Genomic DNA, 25,857 nt, shown 5'->3' with positions numbered 1-25,857 from the left:
CGGCGTCCTTCTTAGCTACGGGCATGGGGTTAGCACGCGTCGTAGTCCGCGCAAGCCGGGTGGCGGTCGCGACCCCGCCGTCTATATCGGGCGGCATGGACATTCGGACCGCCTTCGCCACTCCCGCCGTAACGCTCCGGGAAGATTACCGCCCGCCCGAATGGCTGGTGCCCGAGGTCGCGCTTGATTTCGACCTCGATCCCGCGCGGACGGTGGTGCGCAGCCGGTTGTCGGTCGAGCGGAACGGGGCGCACCGCGAGCCGCTGCGGTTGGACGGCGCGGGCCAGACACCGGCATCGGTGCGGGTCGACGGCGTGCTGGTGAATGACTGGCGGATCGACGGCGAGCGGCTGGTCGTCCCGCTCGCGGACGACGCGCACCTCGTCGAGATCGAGGTGGCGATCGAGCCGGAGCGCAACACGCAGTTGATGGGGCTGTATGCGTCGAACGGTATCCTCTGCACGCAATGCGAGGCGGAGGGCTTTCGGCGGATCACCTACTTCCCGGACCGGCCGGACGTGCTGTCGGTGTACCGGGTGCGGATGACCGCCGATGCGGCGCGTTATCCGGTACTGCTCGCGAATGGCGATCCGGTCGCGCAGGGCGACACTGACGACGGGCGGCACTGGGCGGAGTGGCACGACCCGTTTCCCAAGCCGTCTTACCTGTTTGCGCTGGTGGCGGGAGACTTGGCAGTAAATCGGGGCGAGTTCGTGACGCAGTCCGGGCGCACCGTCGAGCTGGGCATTTGGGTGCGCGCGGCGGATCTGGCCAAGACCGATCATGCGCTCCATTCGCTGAAGCTGGCGATGGCTTGGGACGAGAAGGCGTACGGCTGCGAATACGACCTGGACGTGTTCAACATCGTCGCGGTCGACGATTTCAATTTCGGCGCGATGGAGAATAAAGGTCTAAACATCTTCAACTCGCGCTATGTCCTGGCCGACCCGGACACCGCGACCGATTACGATTACGACGCGATCGCCGCAGTCGTCGCGCACGAATATTTCCACAATTGGTCGGGCAACCGCGTCACCTGCCGCGACTGGTTCCAGCTGTCGCTGAAGGAGGGCTTCACCGTTTACCGCGATCAGGGCTTCTCTGCGGACCTGGGATCGGCGGCGGTCAATCGGATCGAGGGCGTGCGGGCGCTCCGCGCGGGTCAGTTTCCCGAGGACGCCGGACCGCTGGCGCATCCGGTGCGCCCGGACAGCTATCAGGAGATCTCGAACTTCTACACGGCGACCATCTACAACAAGGGCGCCGAACTCATTCGCATGATGGCGACGATCCTGGGCGAAGCGAAGTTCCGGGCGGCGTCTGATCTGTACTTCGAGCGGTTCGATGGGACGGCGGCGACGTGCGAGGATTTCGTGACCTGCATGGAGGATGCGGGCGGGGTCGACTTCGCCCAGTTCCGGCGCTGGTACACGCAGGCGGGCACGCCCCGCGTGCAGGCGAGCCTGACGCATGATGACGGCCGCGCGAGACTGCGGCTGGCGCAGGCGACCCCGCCTACGCCAGGCCAGGCAGTGAAGGAACCGATGCTGCTCCCGCTCAAGGTCAAACTGTTCGGCGCGGAGACAGGCCGCGCCCTGACCGACGAGCGGCTGGTGTTGCTCGCCGATCCGGCGGAGACGATCGTGTTCGAGGGCGTGGGCGAGCGACCGGTTTTGTCGATCAATCGCGGCTTCTCCGCGCCCGTGGTGATCGAGTCCGACCGGAGCGCCGCCGATCTCGCCTTCCTTTCGGCCAACGACGACGACCCATTCGCACGGTACGAGGCGATGCAGCAACTGATGCTCGACGCGCTCGTCGCCGACGCGGTGGAGGACGACCGGTCCAACCATGACGCGGTGGTCGCGGCGGTGGCGGGTACGCTCGACGATCCGGATCTCGACCCGGCCTTCCAGGCGGAGGCGGTGTTGTTGCCGTCCGAAAGTTTCATCGGCGACCAGATGGAAGTGGTCGATCCGGACGCTATTTTCCGGGCGCGTGAAGGGCTGCGCCGGACGTTGGGCGAGCGGTTGGCCGAGCGGTGGCGCGGGGCTTATGACGGCCCGCGCGAGCCGTACGCCTATATGCCCGAAGCGAAGGGTCGGCGGCGGCTCAGGAATGTCGCGCTCGGCTTCCTGGCGGCCGCGCCGGGCGGGAAGGCGGACAAGCTGGCCTTTACGCAGTTCGAGGCGGCGGACAACATGACCGACCGCATGGGTGCGTTGACCGTGCTGGCGAGCGGGGAGTCAGATCTGCGTGAGGCGGCGCTCGACAACTTCTATCTGCGCCACCGCGACAACGCGCTGGTGCTCGACAAATGGTTTCAGGTGCAGGCGCTTTCGTCGCGGGACGATGCAGGAGAGGCGGTGGCGGTGCTGGCGCGGCATCCGGACTTCACGCTCTCGAACCCTAACCGCGCGCGGGCGTTGGTGGGGGCATTCGGGGTCAACCAGCGGGCGTTCAATGCGGCCGACGGGTTGGGGTACCGGTTCCTGGCGGACCAGCTGCTGGAACTCGACAAGCTCAACCCGCAGACGGCGGCCAAGCTTCTGCCGCCGCTGGGGCGGTGGCGGCGGTTCGACGGGCCCCGCGCGGCGCTGATGCGGACGGAGCTGGCGCGGATCGTGGGGGCGGCGGGGTTGTCGAGGGATCTGTTCGAGCAGGCTTCCAAGTCGTTGGAGGGGTGAGCGCGTCTATCGGGGCTCCACTGGCGGAGTGCGTTCCCCTCCCCAAACCCCTCCCCTGAAGGGGAGGGGCTTTAGAAATCCACGTTGGCGTAGTGAGGAGCCGGGCCGATCACCTCCATGCGTTCGGACAGTAAGGGCCTGAAGCTCGGGCGGCTTTTCAGGCCGCGGTACCAGCGGGCGGTCTGTTCGTGGCCTTTCCAGTCGATGCCGCCGAGATAGTCGACCACCGAGATCTGCGCCGCCGCCGCGAGGTCGGCGAGCGAGAGCGTCGCGCCCGCCATCCAATTGCGGTGGTCGAGCAGATAGTCGGTATAGTCGAGATGACCGACTGCCGCCTTCATCGACTCGCGTAGCGCCCGAGCATCGGGAGGTGCGCTCTGCGAGATGCGCTTGATCGCGCGTTCGTGGAGGAGTGGGCCGGTCACGTCCTGGTAGAATTGCGTGTCGAACCAGCTGACCAGCCGCCGGATCTCGGCGCGCTGGATGGCGGTGCCGTTGATCGTCGCCGACTTCTCGACCGTCTCCTCGAAATATTCGCAGATCGCCTGGCTGTCGATCAGTACCGCCTGATCGGGACCGACCATTACGGGGGTCTGGCCTGTCGGGTTTAGGTGGAGAAACTCATCGCGGCGCGTCCAGGGGGACTCGCGCACCAGTTCGTACCCGACGCCTTTCTCGCCGAGTAGGAGACGGACCTTGCGCGAAAAGGGACAAAGGGGGAACTGATGGAGTTGCCACATGAGGGCGTGTTAGGGACGATGATGCTGGGACGGAAGATGGCGGACGTGAGAAGTCAACGATTAAGGCAGATGCGGTGAGCGCGTTCCTGATGCTGCTCGCGGCGATCGCGCTGGCGTTCGTGGGCGGCGGCGCGCCGTGGCTGGTCGCGGGCGCGGTGGTCGCTGCGGCGTGGGCGGGGACGACGCTCCCCGACCTCGACCTGTCGCTCGGGCTCGGCCACCGAAGCGCGCTGCTCCACAGCGTGCTGCCGATCGCGGTCGCGGCGGCGGACAGGCGGACCTGGCCGGTGGCGGCGGGGCTGGGCCTCGGGATCGGGCTGCATATGGCGGCCGACCTGTTCCCCAACGGCATGCGCGGCTTTGCGACGATCAAAATCCCGCTGTTCGGATCGATCGGTGCGGGATCGTCCTACCTGTGGATCGCGGTCAATGCCGGGGCTGCGTTCGCGGCGGGGGCATGGCTGCTCGGCCGGATCGCCGCGCCGGGGGTGGCAGGGGCGACGATGGTTGCGGTGGGAGTGGTCGGCATCGGCTATCTGCTGCGCACCGACGGCGGCTGGTGGGCGCTCGCGCTGTTCGCGGGGCTGGGGTGGCTGGCGCTGCGGTAGGGATAAGCGGGCTCCGTCGTCCTTGGCATAGACGGGTCCGCCGGAAGGAAATTGGTTAATCATTTCGCCCTAACCCCGGCTGGCGGCGCGACACTCGCGGCCTGACCGGGAAAAGCAGCAATGGCGGGCCGTCAACCAATTCGAGCCTCGACCCATCCTCTCGACAAGCCGTTCCTGATGTATGGAGTGCTCTGCTTCTGCGTCGGTCTCGCGATGTACGCGGCGGGGATCCTGCTTGTCTTCCCGCGCTACCTGCTGAACCTGCGCGCCGCGCTCGATCCGGTGGCCGAGTGGCTGGTTTGGTATAGCGGCGTGCCGATTATGGTTGGGATCGGGCTGGCGCTGTTCGACCTCCTCTACATGCTCCAGCATAAAAAGCCCGACGTGCCAGTCCGCTACGTGCCGGTGCAGCGACGCCGCGTGACCGTAGCGCTGACCGCGTATGACGACGAGGACAGCATCGCGGGGACGGTCGAGGACTTCCTCGCTCACCCCCTGGTCGAACGGGTCATCGTGGTCAGCAACAACAGCCGCGACGCCACCTATGCCCGCGCCGAGGCGGCGGGCGCGCTGACGTTCGACGAACCGGCGCCGGGTTACGGCCGGTGCGTCCATCGCTGCCTGAGCGAGGCGGTGCGGTTCGACGACACCGAATTCGTCGTGCTGTGCGAGGGCGACAGCACCTTCCGCGCCTACGACATCGAGAAGCTGCTCGCCTACGCGCCGCATGCGGACGTGGTGAACGGATCGCGCACGGTGGAGCCGCTGCGCCAGTACCTGACCCAGCTGACGGCGTTCATGTATTACGGCAATTTGTTCGTGGGCAAATTGCTGGAGGCCAAGCATCTGGGCCGGGGCACCATCACCGATGTCGGCACCACCTACAAGCTTTGCCGCCGCGACGCGCTGATCGGGTTGCTGCCGCATCTGAACCCGGCGGTGAACCTGGAGTTCAATGCGCATTTCCTGGACGTCGTGCTGCGCCGGGGGCTCCTGCTGCTCGAATGCCCGATCACCTTCCACGCCCGGATCGGCGTCAGCAAGGGCGGCAACGTCGACAATCTGCGTGGGTTCGCGGTGGGGACGCGCATGATCTATGGCCTCCTGTCGGATTGGAAGCGCTTCGCATGAGCGGCGATTACCACGCCTCGCGGCTGACCGAGGATCATCGGCGCGGCGCGGTGTGGCGGGCGTTGTGGCGGTATGTCTTTCGTCACCGGATCACGCCTGACGCCTGCGTGCTCGATCTGGGCGCGGGGTACGGCGATTTCATCAACAGTGTGACCGCGCGTCGACGGATCGCGGTGGATAGCTGGCCCGGGCTGGCCGACCATGTCGCGCCCGGCGTCGAGGCGCTGATCACCCCGGTCACCGATCTCGGCGCGATCGCCGACGGCGCGGTCGATTTCGCGTTCGCTTCCAACCTGTTCGAGCATCTGGAGCGGGACGCGTTCGTCGCGGCGCTCGGCGAGATCGCGCGGACGCTGTCGGTGGGCGGCACGCTGACCATCCTTCAGCCGAACTACCGTTATGCGTACCGGGAGTATTTCGACGATTACACGCACCTCGCGGTCTATTCGCACATTAGCCTTCCCGACCTGCTGACCGCACATGGCTGGGACGTGATCGAGGTGCGGCCGCGCTTCCTGCCCCTGACGGTCAAGTCCCGCCTGCCGGTCTGGCCGCCGCTGATCGCCGCGTACCTGCGCTCGCCGTTCAAGCCGATGGGCAAGCAGATGCTGATCGTCGCCCGCCCGCGATGACCGACAGCGAAACCGCCGTGGTGGCCGAAAACGTGGCGCAGGACCGGCGTGTGTGGGCGGCGCGCGTCGGCGTCATGGTCGTCCTCGGGCTGCTGGGGTGCGCGCTGATCAGGCTTATCGCCATGGGGTGGTTCCACGTCGGCTATCCATACGAGCTCGATTATGGCGAGGGCATCGTCTGGCAGCAGATGACCGACGTCGTCGCCGGTCGCGGATACGCGCCGATCGGCGTGTTCCCCGCGATCGTGTTCCATTACCCGCCGGTTTACCACCTGGCGGTCGCAGCGGCGGCGTGGGTGGCGGGGGGCGACGGGCTAGCCGCAGGCCGGGCGGTCTCGCTCGCGGCGACCCTCGTCTCGGTCGGGCTGGTCGGACGCCTCGCGTTCGCCGCGATGCCGGGCGGCGAGCGGCGGCGGGTCCGCGTCCTCGCGTCGCTGGTGGCCGCGGGCTGCGCCGCGAGCGCGCCGACGATCGTCACCTGGGCAAGTTACATGCGCGTCGACATGCTGGCCGGCGCGTTGTCGCTCGCCGGACTGGCGCTGACGCTGCGCGCTGCCGAGCGGCCGGTCCGGATCGCGGCGGCGGCGGTGTGCTTCGTGCTGGCGGTCTATACCAAGCAGACGTCGGTCGCGGCACCGGCCGCGGCCTTCGTCGCGCTGTGGCTGGCGCGGCCGCGCGCGGCCTGGATGCTGTTCGCCTGGTGCATGGGTCTGGGCCTGTGTGCGCTCGTGGTGCTCAGCATCGCCACGCAGGGCGAGTTCGTCCGGCATGTCCTGTTGTATAATCTGAACCGGGTCGACCCGTCGCGCGGGCTGTTGCTGCTGTCGGTGGTCCTGTTCCAAATCGTCACGATCGCGGTCGCCGCGCTGGCGGTCGGAACCAGCTGGGCGCGGTTGCGGCCGAGCGCGTTCGGCGCGATGCGCGGGCGGATCGCGGTCGATCCGAACGAGTTCGCCGTCGCGCTGATGCTCGCGTTCCTGATCCTGAAGACGGCGATGCTGCCGACCATCCTGAAATCGGGGGCGAACGACAATTACCTGATCGAATGGCTGTACGGCGTCGCGGTGTTCGTCGGGATCGGGGCGGTCCCGGTGATCAGGGCGGCCGAGGGCGGGGCTTGGCCGCGCCCGTTGCTGGTGGCGCTGGTGCTGGTCGGGCTGCCGATCCAAGTCGGCCGGTCGCTGGCGGCGGGCGACGACCGGGCCGAGTTGACGGCGCGCGAAGCGGTCCATGCGGGCGTCATCGCGCGGATCGCGCGGTCACCCAAGCCCGTCATCGCGGACGACATGGTGCTGCTGATCCGCGGCGGGCAGCCGGTCCGGTGGGAGCCAGCGATCGCGGCGGAGCTGGGCCATGCGGGACTGTATGACGAGGCGGCGTTCGCGCGGATCGTCTGGAGCGGGCGGTTCGGCTTCTTCGTCACGGTCGGCGACCGGGGCGGCCGGTTGTATGACGAGCGCTACAATCCCGTCGTCGCGGACGCGATCGATGCGGCGTACCCGCACCGCGAGCGGCACGGGTATCTGGTGCTGCACCTGCCGCGCTGACGGGGATCGGGCATTCAGCTTTGCGCCGGGGTGACGCGCGATGGTTCTTCTCCCAACGTCATGCCGGACTTGTTCCGGCATCCATCGTCGTGCGTCCAAGCCGGGCTGCGGGTTTGGACAACGATGGACCCCGGAACAAGTCCGGGGTGACGGAAGGGGGTGGGCCGGGGCGGAAGATCACTAAGTTCATCCCAACGACGCCTGTGGAATGCGGCGGCGAAGGTAACGAAAGTAACGCTAGCACGCGCTTTCGCCCTCCCCTCGTCACCCCAGCGCAGGCTGGGGTCTTCGGCCGGGAGAGCGCGGCGCATTCGAACGACGCGATCCCAGCCTATGCTGGGATGACGGGGTTGCGGCTGACGATGCGAAAGAGCGGACGCCCGGTCAGGGGCAATTCGCTGATAAAGATGACACGGGTGGAGGGCTGTAGGAAAGCGATATTTAAGAAGGTTTGTACCGCCGTTATTGCGAGACACACCGCTTTAACGCAGCGTAAGAATATGAGGTTCGGTCGGCTAACGCTTATGTTTTCAGCTCTTCTTATGTCGAACAGCTGTAGCCTGGTGTATGAGATTGATGTGATTGTACGCAATGGTAGCGTGACATTCGAAGCGTATCTGCCAGGTTGGTTTGGCAGTAGAGACCCCGCCAGCGTGAACTTGCTCATCGTCGAAATGGTCGCTGACCAACCCAGCACCCACTGGAGAATCGAGAGTGAGCAGCTCAATGGTACAAGTGCGCAGTTTATTCAGTACGGCAAAGTGCCGCGAAGTTTCAGGCAAGTTGGTTTGAATAAGGCACTGCATATAGGGCAGCTGTATCGAGTTGATGTGCTTGCGTCGGGTGGCGGGGGTTACCGTTACTTTCTACTTCGCCCCGATACTTATTCTGATATAATGATAACTGATCTAGAAATTGCAGTATCTACCGGCAACGGCCAATAATGGCTCGTTAGCTATCACTCACAACTTAAATTGGGTAGCTAATTCACCCCTACTCCGCCGCGACCAACTCCGGGGTGTCGTCGAGCGGCTGCGACAACCGCGTCAGCATTTCCCTCGGCACCACCTGCCAAAACCGCCCAGCCGCGCGAGGCCAATCGTCGAGGAGGCCTCTCGCCCACTTGCTGTCGGTGGCTTGGACGTGCTGCCCGATCAGGTCGCGGAGCACGCCCTCCCAATGCGCTGACCTCAACCGATCCCAGACGATGCTGTCGCCGTTCGCCCGCCGCTCGAAGGTGGCGTCTCCGTCGTACACGAACGCCATGCCGCCGGTCATGCCCGCGCCGAAATTGCGGCCGACCGCGCCCAGGATCACCGCGACGCCGCCGGTCATGTATTCGCAGCCGTTCGCGCCGCAGCCCTCGACCACGACGGTCGCGCCCGAATTGCGGACGGCAAAGCGTTCGCCCGCCTGGCCCGCCGCGAACAGGCGGCCGCTGGTCGCGCCGTAGAGGACGGTGTTGCCGATGATCGTGTTGTCCTGGCTGCTGAGCGGGCTCGACACGGCGGGCCGCACGACGATCGTGCCGCCGGACAGGCCCTTGCCGACATAGTCGTTGGCGTCGCCGAACACCTCCAGCCGGACGCCGCGCACCAGGAATGCGCCGAGAGACTGGCCCGCGCTGCCCCGCAGACGGACCGTGACGTGGCCGTCGGTCAGGCGGTCGCGGCCGGGCATGCGCAGGATCTCGCTCGACAGGCGGGTGCCGACGGCGCGGTGTACGTTGCGGACGGAGTAGGCGAGCTGCATCTTCTCGCCGCGCGAGAAGACGTTGGCCGCATCGCGGATGATCTGTGCGTCGAGGCTGTCCGGGACCGCGTTGCGGAAGGTCGACAGCGAAAAGCGGCGCTCGGCGTCGGTGGCGTCGACCTTGGCGAGGATGGGGTTCAGGTCGAGGTCGTCGAGATGCTCGGCCCCGCGGCTGACCTGACGGAGGAACTCGGTACGGCCGATCACCTCGTCCAGGGAACGGACGCCGAGGCGCGCGAGGATGTCGCGGACCTCCTCGGCGATGAAGGTCATCAGGTTGATGACCTTCTCGGGGGAGCCCGTGAACTTGGCGCGGAGGCGAGGATCCTGGGTGCAGACGCCGACGGGGCAGGTGTTTGAATGGCACTGGCGGACCATGATGCAGCCCATGGCGACGAGGCTGAGCGTGCCGATGCCGAACTCCTCCGCGCCCAGGATCGCGGCGACGACCACATCGCGCCCGGTCTTGAGCCCGCCGTCCGCGCGCAGGCGGATGCGGCCGCGAAGGCCGTTTAGAGTCAGGACCTGGTTCACCTCCGACAGGCCCATCTCCCAGGGGGTGCCGGCGTATTTGATCGAGGATTGCGGGGACGCGGCGGTGCCGCCGACATGGCCGGAGACGAGGATGACGTCGGCGTGCGCCTTGGCGACGCCCGCCGCGACGGTGCCGATCCCTGCGGATGACACGAGCTTGACGCACACGCGGGCGCGCGGGTTGATCTGTTTCAGGTCGTAGATGAGCTGCGCCAGGTCCTCGATCGAATAGATGTCGTGATGCGGCGGGGGCGAGATGAGCGTCACGCCGGGCGTCGCGTGGCGGAGCTTGGCGATGTACTCGGTCACCTTGAAGCCGGGAAGCTGGCCGCCCTCGCCGGGCTTGGCGCCTTGCGCGACCTTGATCTCGATCTCCTCGCAGGCGTTGAGGTACTCGGCCGTCACGCCGAAGCGGCCGCTCGCGATCTGCTTAATGACGGAGTTGGCGTTGTCGCCGTTCTCGCGCGGAGCGAACCGCAGCGGGTCCTCGCCGCCCTCGCCCGACACGGCCTTCGCGCCGATGCGGTTCATGGCGATGGCGAGCGTCTCGTGCGCTTCGGGGGAGAGCGCGCCGAGCGACATGCCCGGCGTGACAAAGCGCTTCCTGATCTCGGTGATGGCCTCGACCTGGTCGACCGCGACGCTTTCATCGGGGAAGTTGAACTGGAGGAGGTCGCGGAGATACACCGGCGGCAGGTCGGCGACGCCGCGCGAGAATTGCAGATAATTCTGGTAGCTGTCGGTCGCGACCGCCGTCTGGAGCAGGTGCATCAGCTGCGCGGAATAGGCGTGAGTCTCCTCGCCGTGGCGCTGGCGGTAGAAGCCGCCGATCGGAAGCGTCGCCACCGCGCCGTCGAACGCGGCCTCGTGCCGGTCGGCGGCGTTGAGGTGGAGCGAGGCGTAGCCCTCGCCGCTGATCTTGGCGGGCATGCCGGGGAACAGGTCGTTGACGAGGCTGCGCGATAGGCCGACCGCCTCGAAATTATACCCGCCGCGGTAGGACGAGATCACGGCGATGCCCATCTTGGACATGATCTTGAGCAGGCCCTCCTCGATCGCGGTGCGGTGGCGGGCCAGGCACTGATCGAGGGTCAGGTCGCCGAACAGCCCGCGCTGGTGGCGGTCGGCGATGGCGGCTTCGGTGAGGTAGGCGTTCACCGTGGTCGCGCCGACGCCGATCAGGACGGCGTAATAATGCGTGTCGAGGCATTCGGCGGTGCGGATGTTGACGGAGGCGTAGGAGCGCAGGCCCCGGCGGACGAGATGCGTGTGAACGGCGGCGGCGGCGAGGACGCCCGCGATCGCGACGCGGTCCTCCGACACGCTCTCGTCGGTCAGGAACAGTTCGGAGCGGCCTTCACGCACCGCCTGCTCGGCCTCGGCGCGGATGCGGGCGATGGCGGCGCGCAGGCGTTCGGGACCGCCGCCGGCCGGAAACGTGCAGTCGATGACGGCGGCGGTGCGGCCGAAATGCCGGTGGAGGCGGTTCCAGTCGGCCCCCGTCAGCACGGGGCTGTCGAGCACGAGCACCCTGCCCCGCCGGTCGGCGGTGTCGAGGATGTTGGCGAGGTTTCCGAACCGCGTCTTGAGCGTCATCGCATAGCGTTCGCGCAAGGGGTCGATCGGCGGGTTCGTCACCTGGCTAAAATTCTGGCGGAAGAATTGGCTGATCAGGCGCGGCTTGTCGGAGATGACCGCGAGCGGGGTGTCGTCGCCCATCGACCCGATCGCCTCCTTGGCTCCCTCGACCATGGGGGCGAGGATCAGCTCCAGATCCTCGAGCGTCTGGCCGGCGGCGACCTGGCGGCGGGCGAGCTCGGCGCGGGGGTAGCGGACGATCGTGTCGTCGGCGGGGAGATCGGGGAGCGTCAGAAACTCGTCGATCCAGCCGGCGTAATCGGCCTCGGCGGCGATGCGGTCCTTGATCGCGCGGTCCTCGAACACCTGGCCCGTGTCGAGATCGACCGCGATCATCTGGCCGGGGCCGAGCCGTCCCTTGGCGACGACGGTGGATTCGGGGACGGGGACCATGCCGCTTTCCGACCCGACGATCAGCAGGCCGTCGTTGGTGCGGGTGTAGCGGAGCGGGCGGAGCGCATTGCGGTCCATCCCCGCGACCGCCCAGCGACCGTCGGTCATGGCGAGCGCGGCGGGGCCGTCCCACGGCTCCATGACGGAGGCGAGGTAGCGGTACATCGACGCGTGCGCCGGGGGTGTGTCGCCGCCCTCGTCCAGCGCCTCGGGCACAAGCATCAGCTTGGCGGTGGGCGCGTCGCGGCCCGACCGACAGATCGCCTCGAACACCGCGTCGAGCGCGGCGGTGTCGCTGGCGCCCGCGGGGATCACGGGCTTGATGTCCTCGCAATGTTCGCCGAACGCGATGCTCGCCATGCGGATCTCGTGGGAGAGCATCCAGTTCTTGTTGCCGCGGATCGTGTTGATCTCGCCGTTATGCGCCAGGCAGCGGAAGGGTTGCGCCAGCCACCATTGCGGGAAGGTGTTGGTCGAATAACGCTGGTGGAAGATCGCGACGCGGCTGGCGAAGCGGTGGTCCTTCAGGTCCGGGTAGAAATCGGACAGGCTCTCGGCGAGAAACAGGCCCTTATAGACGATCGAGCGGCAGGACAGCGAGCAGATGTAGAAGCCCTGGATCTGCGCGGCGATTACCGCGCGCTCGATGCGACGGCGGACGAGATAGAGCGTCTTTTCGAACTCGGCCGCGTCCTGGGTCTCCGGAAGGGGCCCGGCGATCAGCAGTTGCTCGATCTGGGGGCGGGTCGCCTGCGCCTTCGCGCCGATCACCGACACGTCGACGGGCACCTGCCGCCAGCCGTAGATGGTGTAGCCCGCGTCGATGATCGCGCTCTCGACGAGGGTGCGGCACGTCTCCTGCGCGCCCAGGTCGGTGCGCGGCAGGAATACCTGCCCGACCGCGAGCCGGTTGGGTAGCAGCTTGTGCCCCGACGCCGCGACCGCATCGTCGAAGAAGGCGACCGGCAGGTCGAGATGGACCCCGGCGCCATCCCCCGTCTTCCCGTCAGCATCGACCGCGCCGCGGTGCCATACGGCTTTGAGCGCATCGATGGCCGACTGGACGACGCGGCGCGAAGGCTCGCCGTTGGTGGAGGCGACGAGGCCGACGCCGCATGCGTCTGATTCGAGGTCGGGGCGGTACATGCCGTCGCGGGCGAGGCGGGCGCGTTGGTCGCGAAGGTCAGAGGTCGCCATGCAACAGCCTTTCACGTTCGACGAAATCACGAATGACGCGTGCGGTGTCGAACAGCGTCGCGCTCTTCTCCCAAGCCTTGGCGATCTGCTCCGCTTGCTTGCCGGGGTTTAGCGGGTATTCGTGCGCAAGCTCGTTCCGGACGCGCACCGCGTCGGCCCACGCCTTTCCGTCTTCAATAATTCCCAATGCGACCGCGCGATACGCGACATCCCTGGGCTGCATCCGCTCGGTCTTGCCGAACTGCATCAGCATGGCGATCGTCTTCAACGTCCGGCCCAGCGTATCCTCGAACTGTTCGTAGGTTTTCAGGAACGCGAGCACGTCCACATGCGCGTCGTCATCCAGAGCGCGCAGCCGGTCGGCGGACATCGGGATAAGATTCCCAATCCGCCCTCGTACCTTCATCAGCGTCGCCGCGAGCCGTTCGCACGTGGCGAGATGCTCTTGCAGAACGACGATCTCACCTTCTCGGGTCATAGGAGAATACCATCCCTATAAGCGATCAGGTCTATGCCTCGCTCGGGCTCGTCGCGCTTGCGGATGATGACGTCCACGCGCTGTTCCTCGATACGAGCGAACAGATTGGCTTCAAAACGCGAGCGTGCGTCCCACGCGTCGACTTCCGGCGGCACCTCGACATGCAGATCGATATCTCCGCCGCGCCGATCGTCATCGACCCGGCTTCCAAATAGCCGCACGATGGCATCCGGCCCAAAGGCATACAGCGCCGCCGCCTTGATTGCTCTCACCTCGCTAACTTCAAGCCTCACGCCGCTACCCTATCGTTCACAGCCCGAGTCTTCAGCCACCGGTGCATGCTCGCCGCCACGTCGCGGCCGTCGCGGATGGCCCAGACGACCAGGCTGGCGCCGCGGACGATGTCGCCCGCGGCGAAGACGCCGTCGAGGCCGGTCATCATCGTCTTGGCATCGACGAGCACGGTGCCCCAGCGCGTGACGCCGAGTTGGGGCGCGCTCCATAGAGTGGGCAGGTCCTCCGCATCGAAGCCGAGCGCCTTGACAACGAGGTCGGCGCGGATCGTCTCGGCGGCTTGGGGTTCGGGTTCGGGCGCGCGGCGGCCGGTCGCGTCGGCGGGGCCGAGCCGCATGCGGCCGACCTGGACGCCGGTGACGCGGCCCTCGCCGACGAAGGCGGTAGGGGCCGCGAGCCAGACGAACTCGACGCCCTCCTCCTCCGCGTTGGCGACCTCGCGGCGGCTGCCCGGCATGTTGGCGCGGTCGCGACGGTAGAGGCAGCGGACCGAAGCCGCGCCCTGGCGGACGGCGGTGCGGACGCAGTCCATCGCGGTGTCGCCGCCGCCGATCACGACGACGTGGCGACCATGGGCGTTCAGCGCGCCGTTCTCGAAGGTGGGAACCGCGTCACCGAACCCCATGCGGTTGGAGGCGGTGAGGAAGTCGAGCGACTCGACCACGCCGTCCAGACCTGCGCCGGGCAGGTCGACGGCGCGGGGTTTGTAAACGCCCGTCGCGATCAGAACGGCGTCGTGCCGGGCCCGAAGCTCGTCGAGGGTGCCGTCGACGCCGACCGAGAAGCCGTGATGGAACACGATCCCCGCCGCCTTCAGCCGATCGACGCGGCGCATCACCACGGGCTTCTCCAGCTTGAAGCCGGGGATGCCGTAGGTGAGCAGCCCGCCCGCGCGGTCGTGGCGGTCGTAGACATGGACGTCGTAGCCGCCAACGCGCAGATATTCGGCCGCGCTCAGCCCGGCCGGCCCGGCGCCGATCACCGCGACCGACTGGCCGCGAGGGCGACCGATCGCGACGGGTTCGACCCAACCCTCGTCCCACGCTTTGTCGGTGATGAAGCGTTCGACCGATCCGATCGTCACCGCGCCATGGCCGGTGAACTCGATCACGCAATTACCCTCGCACAAGCGGTCCTGCGGGCAGATGCGGCCGCAGATCTCGGGCATGGTCGAGGTCGCGTTCGACAGCTCGTAGGCCTCGCGTAGCCGGCCCTCGGCGGTGAGGCGAAGCCAGTCGGGGATGTGGTTGTGCAGCGGGCAATGGACGGTGCAATAGGGTACGCCGCATTGCGAACAGCGGCCGGCCTGGTCCTCGGCGCTACCGTTCGCGTAGCGATCGGCGATCTCACGGAAGTCGTCGGCGCGGTCGCCCGCGGCGCGCTTATCCGGGTAGGCCTGATCGCGGGCTACGAACTGCAACATGGTTTCGGCCGACATCGCGTCCTCCTGGCTATCGCGCATATCGCGTCAACGCCAGTTTGTCACGACTAAAACAAGATTTGGGACAGTTTACCTGTCCTGTGTCAATCCGGCGAAGCTAACAGATTGCCTCTGAGCTAACACGCGGCACAATCTTGTCCCGATCCGGCTCTATCTTCCTCCAAGCACGATCAAGGTCACCGTACCGGCAGCAATCCGGTACCAGGCGAAAGGCGCAAAGCCGTGGCGCGTGACGACGGCCATGAACGCTTTCACCACCGCCATCGCGACCACGAACGACGCGACGAACCCGACCCCGATCAGCTGCAGGCCGTCCGCCGTAATCTCGTCCCGGTGCTTGAACAGCTGCAGTGCGGTCGCGCCGGTCAGCGTCGGCATGGCTAGAAAAAATGAGAAGTCGGCGGCGGTCCGCCGGTCGACGCCCAGCGCCATCGCGCCCATGATCGTAGCACCCGATCGACTGACGCCGGGTACCATCGCCAGGCATTGGACGAGGCCGATCTTGATCGACTGCGCCGTCGACACGCCCGCGATGCCGAGCACGTTGTCGGTCTTCGCCAGTCTCTCCACCACCAGGATCGCGACGCCGCCGATGATAAGCGCCCAGGCGATCACCACCGCATTCTCGAGCAGCGCCTCGATCTGGTCGTTGAAGGCGAGGCCGAGCGCCACCGCTGGCAGGAACGCGATCAACAGATTGCGCACGAACGCGATCGCCCCCGCCTCCCGGCGCAACAGCCCGCGTCCGACCGCCACGAAGGTGCGCCGGTAAAGCACGACGATCGCCAGGATCGCGCCGGGCTGGATCGCGATGTTGAACACCGCCCAGCGTGCGGCATCGTAGCCCATCAGCTCGGTCGCGAGCACGAGATGGCCGGTGGACGATACGGGCAGGAATTCGGTGATCCCCTCGACGATGCCGAGCAGGATGGCGACGATCAGGTCGGACAAGTAGGCGGCTCCCCGGAGCGCGAGAGGATCGGGCGGTTCAGGCGTCCGCCCGGACCCGGAGCGCGGCGCGACGGCCGAAGCGTCCGGCGCGGCGGTACTGAACGAGGTAGGCGGGCGCGATCGCCCCCATCGGCGTCGGCGTAATCCCGAACGCATTCAGCCCGAGCGCGTCCGCGCCGACGACGTTGTCGCGCCGAAGCATCAGCCACTGGTCCCAGGTGATCGGCGCGCCGGGTAGGAACCCCGCCTTGGCGATGAGCGCGCCGACGCTGTCGGGCAGCTCGACGAAATGCGGCGTGCGCCCCGTCTCGCGCGCGATGAAGCGGTTGAGGTCGGCCATCGAGAGGATGTCGGGGCCGCCAAGCTCGTAGGTGCGGCCGCCGTATCTGCCCGGATCGGCGACGGCGGCGACCACGGCGTCGGCGACGTCGCCCACGAACACCGGTTGGAAGCGTGTGGCCGGGCTGACGATCGGCACCACGGGCAGCTTGGCGATCAGCCCGGCGAAGCGGTTGAGGAACTGGTCCTCACGCCCGAACACGACCGACGGGCGCAGGATCGTGGCATGCGGGAAGGCGGCGAGCACCGCGGCCTCGCCCTCGCCCTTGGTACGGCCGTACTCGGCCGGGGAGGCCGGGTCCGCGCCGATCGCGGAGATCTGGACGAGCGCGCCGACGCCGGCCGACGCCGCCGCCTGGGCGACGTTGCGCGCACCGTCGACGTGCGCGCGCCGGAAGTCACCCGCGAGCAGCCCGACCAGATTGACCACCGCATCGCTGCCTGCGACCGCGCGCGCGACCGTGTCGGGTCGCCCGATATCGGCCGCGACCGCATGGACCCCGCCCAGCTGACCGAGCGATTTCAGCCCGTGCGCGTGACGCGGATCGCGCTGGGCGATGCGCAGCCGAGCGCCTTCGCGCAGGAACGCGCCCGCGACATAGCGGCCGAGGAAGCCCCCGCCGCCGATTAGCGTCACCAACTTGCCCCTGATCACGCCCGGCGCATCCTCATAAGCGGGTTCTTCCCGCGCGCCTTGCCCCAGCGGCGGCCCGGTTGACAAGGCCAAGCGGCCGCCCGTAAGGCCCGCCCCCTACCCCGTGCCCGGATGGCGGAATTGGTAGACGCACCAGCTTCAGGTGCTGGCGATCGCAAGGTCGTGGAGGTTCGAGTCCTCTTCCGGGCACCAGCAACCAACGATTAAGTTGTTGATTGCATTATTGTGTTAGGCGGCAGTGCGCCCGTAGAACCCACACCAGTTCCCACTGATGTTCCCCCGTTCTCGTGGACACCTTTGCTAAGCCCGTGAGGGCATGGAGGTGTGCAATGCCGAAGACGAGGAGGGAGTTTTCTCCCGAGTTTAAACGGGAGACGGTTGCCCTGCTGGAGAGCAGCGGTCGACCGCTGATGCAGGTGGCGACCGAGGTGGGTATCTCGCCATCGATGTTGCGGAACTGGCGATCGGTGGTTCGCGGCGGGAGCGCGCGTTCGCGGGCGGCGTCGTCACCGGGGTTGTCGCCGCTGCCGTCGCCGGCGGACCAGGCGTCGGAGATCACGCGGTTGAAGCGCGAGCTGGACCGTACGCGCATGGAGCGCGACATGCTAAAAAAAGCGATCGGCATTGTCGCGGAGGTGCCGAGATGAGCTTCCGACTCATCCGCGATCATGCCGGCCGGTGGCCGGTCCGGCTAATGTGCCGGGTCCTCGAGGTGTCGGCCAGCGGCTATTATGCTTGGCGTAATCGCCCGGAGAGCGCCCGCGCGGCGGCGAATTGGACGCTGCTTGCCGATGTACGTCGCCTCCATGCCGAGCATCATGGCCGTTACGGCAGCCCCAGGATGCATGCCGCGCTTCGCGCGGAAGGCAGGACGGCCAGTCGTGGCCGCGTCGCGCGCCTGATGCGGTGCCACGGCATCCGCGCATTAGCTGGTCGCCGGTTCAGGCCGTGCACCACCGACAGCCGCCACCATCTGCCGATCGCGCCCAACCTGCTGAACCAGGAGTTCGTTGCCTCGGCACCCAACCGCGTCTGGTTGGCCGACATCACCTACATCGCGACCCGCGAAGGATGGCTGTATCTTGCGGCCGTGCTCGACCTGGCGACCCGCAGGATCGTCGGCTGGTCGATGCGCGACCACATGCGTACCGAGCTGCCGCTGGCCGCCTTGATGATGGCCGCGCAGCGGCAACGACCGGCCGAAGGCCTCATCTGTCATTCCGACCGCGGCAGCCAATACGCCTCGGAGGCGTACGGCAAGCAACTCATTGCGATGAAGGCCAAACCGTCGATGAGCCGGACCGCTTGCTGCTACGACAATGCGCCCATGGAAAGCTTCTTCCACACGCTCAAGGTCGAGCTCGTCCACCAGCGACGATGGGCGACGCGCGAGGATGCCAGACGCGATCTGTTCGCGTATATCGAGGGCTACTATAATCGCCGGAGGATCCATTCCGCCCTTGGCTACAGGACCCCGGAACAGGCCAAACGACACATGGCCTAAACCCGTGTCCACGAAATCGGGGGAACATCAATCGCTGCATCCTTTGTCGGATCGGGCGGCCGGCCACCGGACCGTCGACGCGCCTGCTTGCTCACCTTACCTGTCCTGCACCAACAATTTACTCGTGTGTTCACAAACGGCATCGTACGCCTTCAAAACGCGCCATGCGAGTCTGTGCGAAAGGCGCGTGACGCCGCATGGTCAGACTGCAATCCGCTCTGATGCTGAGCGATTGCCAGAACCCCCATAACGCCCGTTGTTCCGGGCGTGCCGTCGGAAGCGATATGTCGTCGGCCGCCGGGGTGCGGAGCGCATGGCGGTTTCAAACACCCCGTGGGGGCCGCGATCTCGGCGAACAATTCCGAAAGGGGCTCGGCAATTCCATATCGTCATAGCGGGACTGCAGTCGTCATGCATCGGGGTGTGGGTTGGCGAGCGGCTCGTGCACGGCGGCGCTCTGCCGATCGCGAGCACTTTGCGATCTCCCCTGCGCAACGGTCCCCGGAGGCGCGGTCCTTTACCGGCCTCTCAATGGCGGTAGCCGTCTCGCCGCTGACCGCGACACGACCGGCACCGTTACAAAGGACCTCGCAACGTCGGCTTGGACCGGATCACTCCCATCGAGCAGATCGACGCCGGAGCGGATGGCCCGCAACTGCGTGCGGATCCGGCCAGCTTTCACAGCGACTAGAAATCCACGCCATGTTCCACTGTCGGCCCAGAGCGGGCGTACCCGATCGTCCAGCGGATGCGGGAGCGCGTGCGTCCAAGTGGGTTGTCCCGCGTCGTTCATCTACCCGGACCAAGTCTGTTGAAAGAACCAGTGCGACTACGGGGCTTCCGCCCTGCCGGCTTAACCGCAATCGGCACCCGTTCGCCTTTCTTCTCAGATGATCTGCGCCACCTCGCCAAAATCCAGCCGAGGCGAGCGACCGAAGACCTTATTTGGATCCCCGTGGCCGATGCCGCAAACCAGATTCGTCCGCCAGCTCGAGTTGGCGAAGAACTCGGCATCGACCTTGCCTGGATGGAGCCCCGACATGGGGCCGACATCGAGGCCTACCGCTCGCAACGCCAGCATGTAATAGGCCGCCTGCATCGAGCCGTTGCGGAACGCGGTCGGCTGGATGATGGCGGGGTTGCCGGTGAAATAGGACGCTGCGTTGGGATTATGCGGGAACACCCGGGGCAGCAGTGTGTAGAACTCCGCGTCGAAGGCGATGATCGCCACCACCGGCGCGGTCATGACCTTGTCGATGTTGGTCGGCGACAGTGCCGGTTTCAGCCGCTCCCTCCCCTCCTCCGAGCGAAGGAACACGAGCCGCATCGGCTGCGTGTTCATGGAAGTGGGCCCCCATTTCGCGATATCGTAAGCGGCGCGCAGTTCCTCGTCGCTCACCGGATCGGGAAGCCACCCGTTCTGCGAACGCGCATCGGTGAACAGCGCCGCCAGCGTGGCCTCGTCCAGCATCTTCATCCCCCGTCAGTCTCGATCAATGTCAGAATGGTTCGTTCAGGCGCGCGCGAACGAGCCTTCGCGATCCACTTCGTAATTATGGACGAAGTCTTTCGGAACTTCGGGACCCCACGAAGCCAGGCTGTCTTCCATGCCATAGTTCGTTGGCGTCCAGAGCGAATGATCGTCGATATGGTCCATGTCGGAGAAGTACTCGAACCAGGAGCCCCAGGGATCCTGGATGTAGTGGAAGAAGTTTGACCCGATGGTGTGCCGGCCGAAACCCCAGTCGCCGCGCTGCGACTTGGCGAGCAGCGCACGGCCGCCGCGACCGACCTCGTCGGGGTCGTGGACCTGGAAGCTCACATGGTGAAAGCCGACGCCCGGCGACTTGGCGAAGGCGACGACATGGTGATCGCTGTTCTTCGTGGCGCAGGTAAAGGCGATCACGTCCTGGGCGTGGTCGGCCAGCCCCATCCCCAATGCCGTGGTGAAGAACTCGACGCTCCCCATCACGTCCGGGCTGAAGACCAGGATGTGGCCGAGCCGGAGCGGCTTTGCCGGCGGATATTGACGCTGCGGCAGCATCGCCGAGCGGCGGGAGCGCACGACATGTCCCGGCGCGTTGATCGCGAACGGCGTCTCGGCCGCGGTGAGTTCGGGGTCGCTCGGATGCTCGCTCAGGTGGATCAGCATCCCGTTCGGGTCCTCGACCCACAGCCCGTTGTCCTCAAAGCCCTCCGGCGCCGCGACCAAGGTCCCGCCCGCCGAAGGCACCGCCGCCGCGATCCCGTCGAGATCGTCCGCACGCAACGATATATGGTGCAGCCGCTTTTGCGGGAAGCCGCCTAAGAGCAGCACCGAATCGCGGTCCTGCCCGTCACAGCGCAAATGGGCCACGTCTCCTTCCACGGTCGCGACCAAGCCCGCATCAGTGTAGAATTTGATGCCCACATCGAGGTCGGGAACCTCCAGCGTAAGGGACATCGCGCTCAGAACGGCCATCAGTCTGTACTCCTAGCTAGCGGCGGCGACGCGGTTTTCGATCGCGCCGATGCCGTCGATTTCACACCGGACCAAGTCGCCCGGCTGAAGGAAAGTTTGTGGTTCCATACCGACCCCGACGCCCTCCGGCGTACCGGTCGCGATCAGGTCGCCGGTCTCGAGCGTGAACGCCTGGGATAGATAGGCGATCTGCGCCCACAGACTATGGATCATGTTGCCCGTGTTGTTCTGTTGCCGAAGCTCGCCGTTGACCCAGGCCCGCAAGCTTAGATCGTGCGGGTCGCCGACCTCGTCGGCCGTGACGATCCAGGGACCGATCGGCCCGTGCGTGTCGAAGGATTTGCCCATCGTGAATGTGGGCGTGTGGAACTGCCAGTCGCGGGCGGAGACGTCGTTGGCGACGAAATAGCCGAAGATGTGGTTCTTGGCTTCGGCTTCCACGACCCGCTTGGCGGGCTCGCCGATGACCGCCCCCAGCTCGACCTCATAATCCAGCTTCTCGGTCACGCCGGGATCGATGTCGTCATACGGGCCGGCGATGCAGGTCGTCTGCTTGTTGAACCAGGTCTGGTGCTTGGCGCGCGCAACGCCCAGCCTGTCGGCCTCCTCCAGATGCTTGGCGTAGTTCATTCCGATCGCGAGGTATTTGCCGGGCCGTTCGATCGGAGCGAGCAGCCTCAACTCGGCGAGTTCATGGGCCGGCTCCGCCCGTTCGACCCGCTCGCGCAGCTCGGCCAAGGCCTGCGGCCCGGCCCCGGCGATAGCTTGGATCGTGGTCCAGCGGCTTCCGGCGGCGATCAGGTCGATCACGCCCGTACCCTTTAGCGCACCGATCCGGGCGATTCCGTCGATATCGTAGCGGAGAAGTTTCATGACAATTCGACCTAGCTGCTGATGGGTGAGAGCCTGCTATTCGAGCGTGAACCCAACCTTCAGTGTCACCTGGAAATGTTGCACTTTCCCGTCGACGATATGTCCTCGGGTCTCGACCACCTCGAACCAATCAAGATTGCGCACCGTCTCGGCGGCCTTGCCGACCGCGCCCTGGATGGCGTCTTCGATCGAAATCTCGGACGAGCCGACGATCTCTACCACTTTGTACGTGTGCCCGGGCATGGTTTTCTCTCCTGTCATGCTGCTGGAAACCCATGCGACCCACGGTTGCGTTGCCGGCCTGCGGCGGCACGGCCTCGCCTCCTCCCTACGCGCCGATACCGCGTCTGGGTCCGATCGCCCGAGAAGGGAATGGCGCCCCATGAGGCCGGTCGACCGTTCACCTCTGCCGCAGCCTGCCGGATCATCGGCGCGCTCTCGTCGCCGAACGTCGGGATGACGCTCCGACGGCAGAGGTCAAGCGGGAGCGGGGAAGCGGTCACCGCCTTCAGAACTTCACGGATCCGCGCACGCCATAGGTGCGCGGAACGTTGGGAAGGGCCACCACGGCGCTGCCGATCGCGAGCGTGTTGGCGTTGAGGAGAAAGCGGTCATTCTCGATATTGCGCACGAAGCCGGCCACCGACCAGCGGTCGTCCGCGGGCGCGAACGTCACCTGCGCGTCGCTCTGCCAGGTCGAGCCGACCAGCTGATCGGCCACGAAGTCGAACCCGACATAACGGCTCGATCGGTATTGCGTGTTCGCCGAGGCGACCAGCTTGTAGTCGCCGATCTCGAACGTCTGGTCGACCCCGAGATTGACCGTCCATTTGGGCGAATTGAACGCCGGTCGGCCGGAGCAGTCGACGATCCGCGTCGTCGGTGCCATCGGCGAGATCGCGGCGGCGCAGCCGGTGAAGGGAGGCGCGTTTCCGGTCGGGACGACGTAGGTGAACCGATCGTAATTGGTATGCAGATACTGGACCTGCGCGTTGAGGATGGTCGTGGGCGTGGCGAGCAGCCTCGCTTCCGCCTCCGCTCCGTAATTGGTCGACCGACCGATATTGCGGACGAAGAAGTTCTGGCGTCCGGTGCTATCCACGCCGATCGAGGCGAGCTGCTGGTTCCGGTACTTCCACAGAAATGCCTCGACGTTAAGCTGCAGTCGATTGTCGAAGAAGCGGTTCTTGCTGCCGGCGGTCCAAGCGGTGATGTATTCCGGCTGGTATTGCTCGAACCCACGTACCGGCTGCTGGCCGCCGGACCGGAAACCGGTCTCCACACTGGCGTACAGCAGCGATTGCAGCGCGATGTTGACCTCGATCGCGCCGCGGTAGGTGATCCGGTCCATGGTCTGCGTGTTGTCCACCGCGATCAACGGACCGCGTGCAAGAAGGGCCCCGGTCCCGATCAGCGGGACGACCGCGCCGAATGCCGGAAGCGGCAGGCCGAATTGGGTGGGGAAGGACACTTGCGGCAGCAGAGGCGCGGTCGGGCACGCCGGAGCGGCACAGACCACGGTGAAGCCATCGGCGGTGCCGCTGAAATCCTTGCTATCATGCGTGTAGCGCACGCCACCGACCAGCCGGAACGCGTCAGTCAGGTGCGCGGTCAGCCTTGCGAAGACCGCTTTCGACTCCGTCTTCTGGAGATTGTCCTGGAAGTTCGCGAGAGCCTGTTGGCCGACCGCGAAGCGCGCCTTGTTCCGTTCCCAAAAGTACAGCGCGCCGAGCGTATAGTCGATTGGTCCGACGCGATCGCCCGCGAAACGTGCCTCGGTGCTGAACTGCTCGTCTTTCTGGAAGACGTTCGCCAGAAATCCCTGGGTGTTGTTAGTGTTGTCCTGTGTATCGGAGCGCCAGGCGGGAATGATCGTGAGCGTACCGAACCTGGTCTGATAGGCGATCTCGGCATTGACCCCGAAATATTCGTTGTCGACATAGCTGAGGTCCTGGAGGTCGGTCAGCCTTCGGCCCGCAGGGCCACCGAACAGGGTGCGCCGGAATGCCTGAGCCCTGGGATCGAACAGCCCGACATTCGGCCCCAATCCGCTTGGCGTCACGACATATTGCCCTGCCGTCGGGTTGAAGCGGTACGAGCTGACATAGTAGGCACCTACGCCACGGCCGCCGAGACTCTCGTAATCGCCGCTCACGCGAACAGTGAGATCGGGCGTCAGCTCGCCCAAGAGCTGGACGCGGAACGCGTGCGTCTCCTCATCGCTGGTGCCGTCGGAGAGGTATCCGTCATGGTCGATGACGCTCCCTGAGACGCGCAACGCGCCATTCGGCCCGAGCGGCAGGTTGATCGCGCCCTCGGCCGTCACCGAGTCGTAGTTGCCGTAGCTGGCGGTCAGGTAGCCGGACAGTTTACCCGCTTTCGGTCGCACCGGGATCACGTTGATGGCACCGCCTGTGGCATTGCGGCCGTAGAGGGTGCCCTGCGGGCCTTTCAAGACCTCGATCCGTTCGAGATCGTAGAAGAACCCAGACGTCGAACCGGGACGTCCTAAATAGACGTTGTCGTAGTTGAAGGCGATCGAGGAGTCGAAAAGCGGATTGGCCGTGAAGTTGCCGACGCCGCGCAGGAAGATGTTTGGACGACCACCCCCCGCCGGGGTGACGCTCAACGATGGCACGAGCGAGCCAAGCGCGGTTGGATTGCTGATGCCACTCCTCAGCAGGGCCGATGGCGATATGACATCGACGGGTACGGCAGCGCGTTGCAGGTTCTCCTCCCGGCGCTGCGCCGTGACGATGATGTCCCCGAGGCCGCTGGCAGGCACTTCCTGGGCCGTGTCGGCCGCCGCAGAGTCGACCTTCGGCTCGGTCGACGGGCTGGTCGTGGAAGGATCAGGCGACGTGGTCTGCTGACCATAGCTCGGCGAAGACACGAGCGCGATTGCACCCCAGGCGACTCCAATCATCAAAGCAGCGCGCATACATTCCTCTCCGATTATCTGCCCGGTGATCCAGGTCATTTTTAACCGTACTGTATGGTGTGCTAAAGGAGTGATCCGCGCCTAGTCAAGCAAAAACCGTACATGCGGGTCCGAGACCGATTATGACACATCGCGCCTTCTTCCATCCGGGGAGTGCCGGCGTCCGTTGATCAACCGCGCCGTACGGTTTCAGCCTGCACGTCGGTTGTCGGAATCAGTGTAAAACCGTACAGGCCTGTCCACCTGCATTGGGAGAATACGTTGCGAGTCAGGACCGAGGACCGACGCCAGGCGATCATCGAGGTCGCGCTCGGGGTCTTCCGCGAACATGGTTTCGAGCGATCGAGCATGGCGATGATCTCTCGTCGGCTCGGTGGCTCGAAGGGCACGCTCTACGGCTACTTCAAGTCGAAGGAGGACTTGTTCGAAACCACGATGAAGACCGCGAGCGAAGGTCCCGGGGATCAGATCATGGACCTGCTCGATCCCAAGGCGAAGGACGTCGGGGCCATGCTTTGCAAATTCGCCGCAGCTTATCGCGGCTTCATCCAGAGCGATGAGGTTCTCAGGATCACTCGAACGGCGATCCACGAGGGCGCTGGCTCCTCGCTCGGCCCGCACCTGTTTGATCAAGGTCCCGGCCGCGCGCTGTCAAAGCTGAGCAACTTCTTTGCGGACATGGTGGAACGAGGTAAGTTGCGCGAAGCACCTCCCGAGCAGGTCGCCCGTCACTTCAAGGGGCTGATCGAAGCGGGTGTGCTGGAAGAGGCCTTGTACGGGGCGGCGACGATCTCCGACAAGGCGACCGCTGAGGGGATTGCCGCTTTCATGCGCGCCTATGCAGCGTAGGTCGGCGCCGAACCTGGCGAACTCATGAGATCGATCAGCTGGGGCTGCGCTTGCGCGCACTCTGTTAGGCAAGACCGATATGTCCGTTCATCTGGAAATGCGCGGTTGTCCTCGCGGCGATGTCGGATGTCGAAACGCCCGGCGCGAGTTCGATCAGCTCGAACGGCGATTGGTGGTCGGGACGGCTGAACACGGCCAGGTCCGTCACAACCATG

At 65.9% G+C, this 25,857-nt stretch carries 20 protein-coding genes and 1 tRNA gene; 9 read left to right on the top strand and 12 right to left on the bottom strand.

From position 1 onward, the window contains the following. Positions 1-95 precede the first annotated feature (95 nt). Positions 96-2,684, top strand: a complete 2,589-nt coding sequence (pepN, locus tag ACFE7F_RS02565; RefSeq protein WP_375402336.1) for an aminopeptidase N — start codon at positions 96-98, stop codon at positions 2,682-2,684. A 71-nt stretch (positions 2,685-2,755) separates the two neighbouring features. On the opposite strand, the gene ACFE7F_RS02560 is transcribed toward pepN, so the two are convergent. Next, positions 2,756-3,424: a glutathione S-transferase family protein gene (locus ACFE7F_RS02560; protein WP_375402273.1), complete on the bottom strand. Its 669-nt coding sequence runs from the start codon at positions 3,422-3,424 to the stop codon at positions 2,756-2,758. Between the two features lie 74 nt (positions 3,425-3,498). Here ACFE7F_RS02560 and ACFE7F_RS02555 point away from each other — a divergent pair, with 74 nt between their 5' ends. From ACFE7F_RS02555 to ACFE7F_RS02535, 5 genes are all read left to right on the top strand, one after another. After that, positions 3,499-4,032 carry a hypothetical protein gene (locus tag ACFE7F_RS02555; RefSeq protein ID WP_375402272.1) on the top strand — a complete coding sequence of 178 codons (534 nt, stop codon included), beginning with the start codon at positions 3,499-3,501 and terminating at the stop codon, positions 4,030-4,032. Between the two features lie 177 nt (positions 4,033-4,209). Further along, complete coding sequence (locus ACFE7F_RS02550) at positions 4,210-5,163, top strand: glycosyltransferase (RefSeq protein WP_375402271.1); 954 nt, start codon at positions 4,210-4,212, stop codon at positions 5,161-5,163. Continuing rightward, on the top strand, positions 5,160-5,795 hold the full coding sequence (locus ACFE7F_RS02545; protein ID WP_375402270.1) for a class I SAM-dependent methyltransferase: 636 nt from the start codon (positions 5,160-5,162) through the stop codon (positions 5,793-5,795). Before ACFE7F_RS02550 ends, ACFE7F_RS02545 begins: the two co-directional genes overlap by 4 nt. Further along, complete coding sequence (locus ACFE7F_RS02540; RefSeq protein ID WP_375402269.1) at positions 5,792-7,342, top strand: hypothetical protein; 1,551 nt, start codon at positions 5,792-5,794, stop codon at positions 7,340-7,342. Before ACFE7F_RS02545 ends, ACFE7F_RS02540 begins: the two co-directional genes overlap by 4 nt. Positions 7,343-7,995: 653 nt before the next feature. Further along, a complete protein-coding gene (locus ACFE7F_RS02535) occupies positions 7,996-8,286 on the top strand; it encodes a hypothetical protein (protein ID WP_375402268.1) in 291 nt (96 codons plus the stop codon). 49 nt (positions 8,287-8,335) lie between these two features. Here the strand turns inward: ACFE7F_RS02535 and gltB are convergent, their stop codons facing one another. The 6 genes from gltB to ACFE7F_RS02505 form a co-directional block, all read right to left on the bottom strand. Continuing rightward, entirely contained in the window at positions 8,336-12,856 is a 4,521-nt protein-coding gene (gltB, locus tag ACFE7F_RS02530; protein ID WP_375402267.1) for a glutamate synthase large subunit, read from the bottom strand. Beyond that, positions 12,843-13,334, bottom strand: coding sequence for a hypothetical protein (locus tag ACFE7F_RS02525; RefSeq protein ID WP_375402266.1), 492 nt, complete (start codon positions 13,332-13,334; stop codon positions 12,843-12,845). The genes gltB and ACFE7F_RS02525 overlap by 14 nt, the downstream gene beginning before the upstream one ends. Next, positions 13,331-13,627, bottom strand: a complete 297-nt coding sequence (locus ACFE7F_RS02520; protein WP_375402265.1) for a hypothetical protein — start codon at positions 13,625-13,627, stop codon at positions 13,331-13,333. Before ACFE7F_RS02520 ends, ACFE7F_RS02525 begins: the two co-directional genes overlap by 4 nt. Next, positions 13,624-15,066 (bottom strand): NAD(P)-dependent oxidoreductase, encoded by a 1,443-nt coding sequence (locus tag ACFE7F_RS02515; RefSeq protein WP_375402264.1) that lies wholly within the window; start codon positions 15,064-15,066, stop codon positions 13,624-13,626. Before ACFE7F_RS02515 ends, ACFE7F_RS02520 begins: the two co-directional genes overlap by 4 nt. Before the next feature lie 153 nt (positions 15,067-15,219). Continuing rightward, a complete protein-coding gene (locus tag ACFE7F_RS02510; protein ID WP_375402263.1) occupies positions 15,220-16,020 on the bottom strand; it encodes an undecaprenyl-diphosphate phosphatase in 801 nt (266 codons plus the stop codon). A gap of 37 nt (positions 16,021-16,057) precedes the next feature. Then, positions 16,058-17,011 (bottom strand): complex I NDUFA9 subunit family protein, encoded by a 954-nt coding sequence (locus ACFE7F_RS02505; protein WP_375402335.1) that lies wholly within the window; start codon positions 17,009-17,011, stop codon positions 16,058-16,060. Between the two features lie 108 nt (positions 17,012-17,119). On the opposite strand from ACFE7F_RS02505, the gene ACFE7F_RS02500 reads away from it, so the two are divergent. Together ACFE7F_RS02500 and ACFE7F_RS02495 are read left to right on the top strand one after the other, a co-directional pair. Then, a tRNA-Leu gene (locus ACFE7F_RS02500) sits at positions 17,120-17,206 on the top strand. A 137-nt stretch (positions 17,207-17,343) separates the two neighbouring features. Beyond that, positions 17,344-18,518, top strand: a protein-coding gene (locus ACFE7F_RS02495) for an IS3 family transposase (RefSeq protein WP_375402262.1) whose coding sequence is annotated in 2 segments (ribosomal slippage) — positions 17,344-17,632 and positions 17,632-18,518 — 1,176 coding nt in all. Because the reading frame shifts where the segments join, the coding sequence is not laid out codon by codon here. A gap of 886 nt (positions 18,519-19,404) precedes the next feature. Here the strand turns inward: ACFE7F_RS02495 and ACFE7F_RS02490 are convergent. The 5 genes from ACFE7F_RS02490 to ACFE7F_RS02470 form a co-directional block, all read right to left on the bottom strand. Then, on the bottom strand, positions 19,405-19,989 hold the full coding sequence (locus ACFE7F_RS02490) for a malonic semialdehyde reductase (RefSeq protein WP_375402261.1): 585 nt from the start codon (positions 19,987-19,989) through the stop codon (positions 19,405-19,407). A 42-nt stretch (positions 19,990-20,031) separates the two neighbouring features. Continuing rightward, the gene (locus ACFE7F_RS02485; protein WP_375402260.1) at positions 20,032-20,979 is read right to left on the bottom strand and encodes a VOC family protein; all 948 of its coding nucleotides are present in this window, start codon (positions 20,977-20,979) and stop codon (positions 20,032-20,034) included. Positions 20,980-20,991: 12 nt separating this feature from the next. Then, the gene (locus ACFE7F_RS02480; RefSeq protein ID WP_375402259.1) at positions 20,992-21,852 is read right to left on the bottom strand and encodes a fumarylacetoacetate hydrolase family protein; all 861 of its coding nucleotides are present in this window, start codon (positions 21,850-21,852) and stop codon (positions 20,992-20,994) included. Between the two features lie 36 nt (positions 21,853-21,888). After that, positions 21,889-22,095, bottom strand: a complete 207-nt coding sequence (locus tag ACFE7F_RS02475; protein ID WP_375402258.1) for a dodecin — start codon at positions 22,093-22,095, stop codon at positions 21,889-21,891. A 265-nt stretch (positions 22,096-22,360) separates the two neighbouring features. After that, the gene (locus ACFE7F_RS02470) at positions 22,361-24,832 is read right to left on the bottom strand and encodes a TonB-dependent receptor (protein WP_375402257.1); all 2,472 of its coding nucleotides are present in this window, start codon (positions 24,830-24,832) and stop codon (positions 22,361-22,363) included. 222 nt (positions 24,833-25,054) lie between these two features. Here ACFE7F_RS02470 and ACFE7F_RS02465 point away from each other — a divergent pair, with 222 nt between their 5' ends. Continuing rightward, on the top strand, positions 25,055-25,642 hold the full coding sequence (locus ACFE7F_RS02465) for a TetR/AcrR family transcriptional regulator (RefSeq protein ID WP_375402256.1): 588 nt from the start codon (positions 25,055-25,057) through the stop codon (positions 25,640-25,642). The last annotated feature ends 215 nt before the right edge of the window (positions 25,643-25,857 follow it).

Source organism: uncultured Sphingomonas sp. (assembly GCF_964235535.1).
Classification (GTDB): Bacteria; Pseudomonadota; Alphaproteobacteria; order Sphingomonadales; family Sphingomonadaceae; genus Sphingomonas.
Note: the sequence above shows the minus strand (reverse complement) of the source record. Positions and strands in the feature narration are given on the sequence as shown.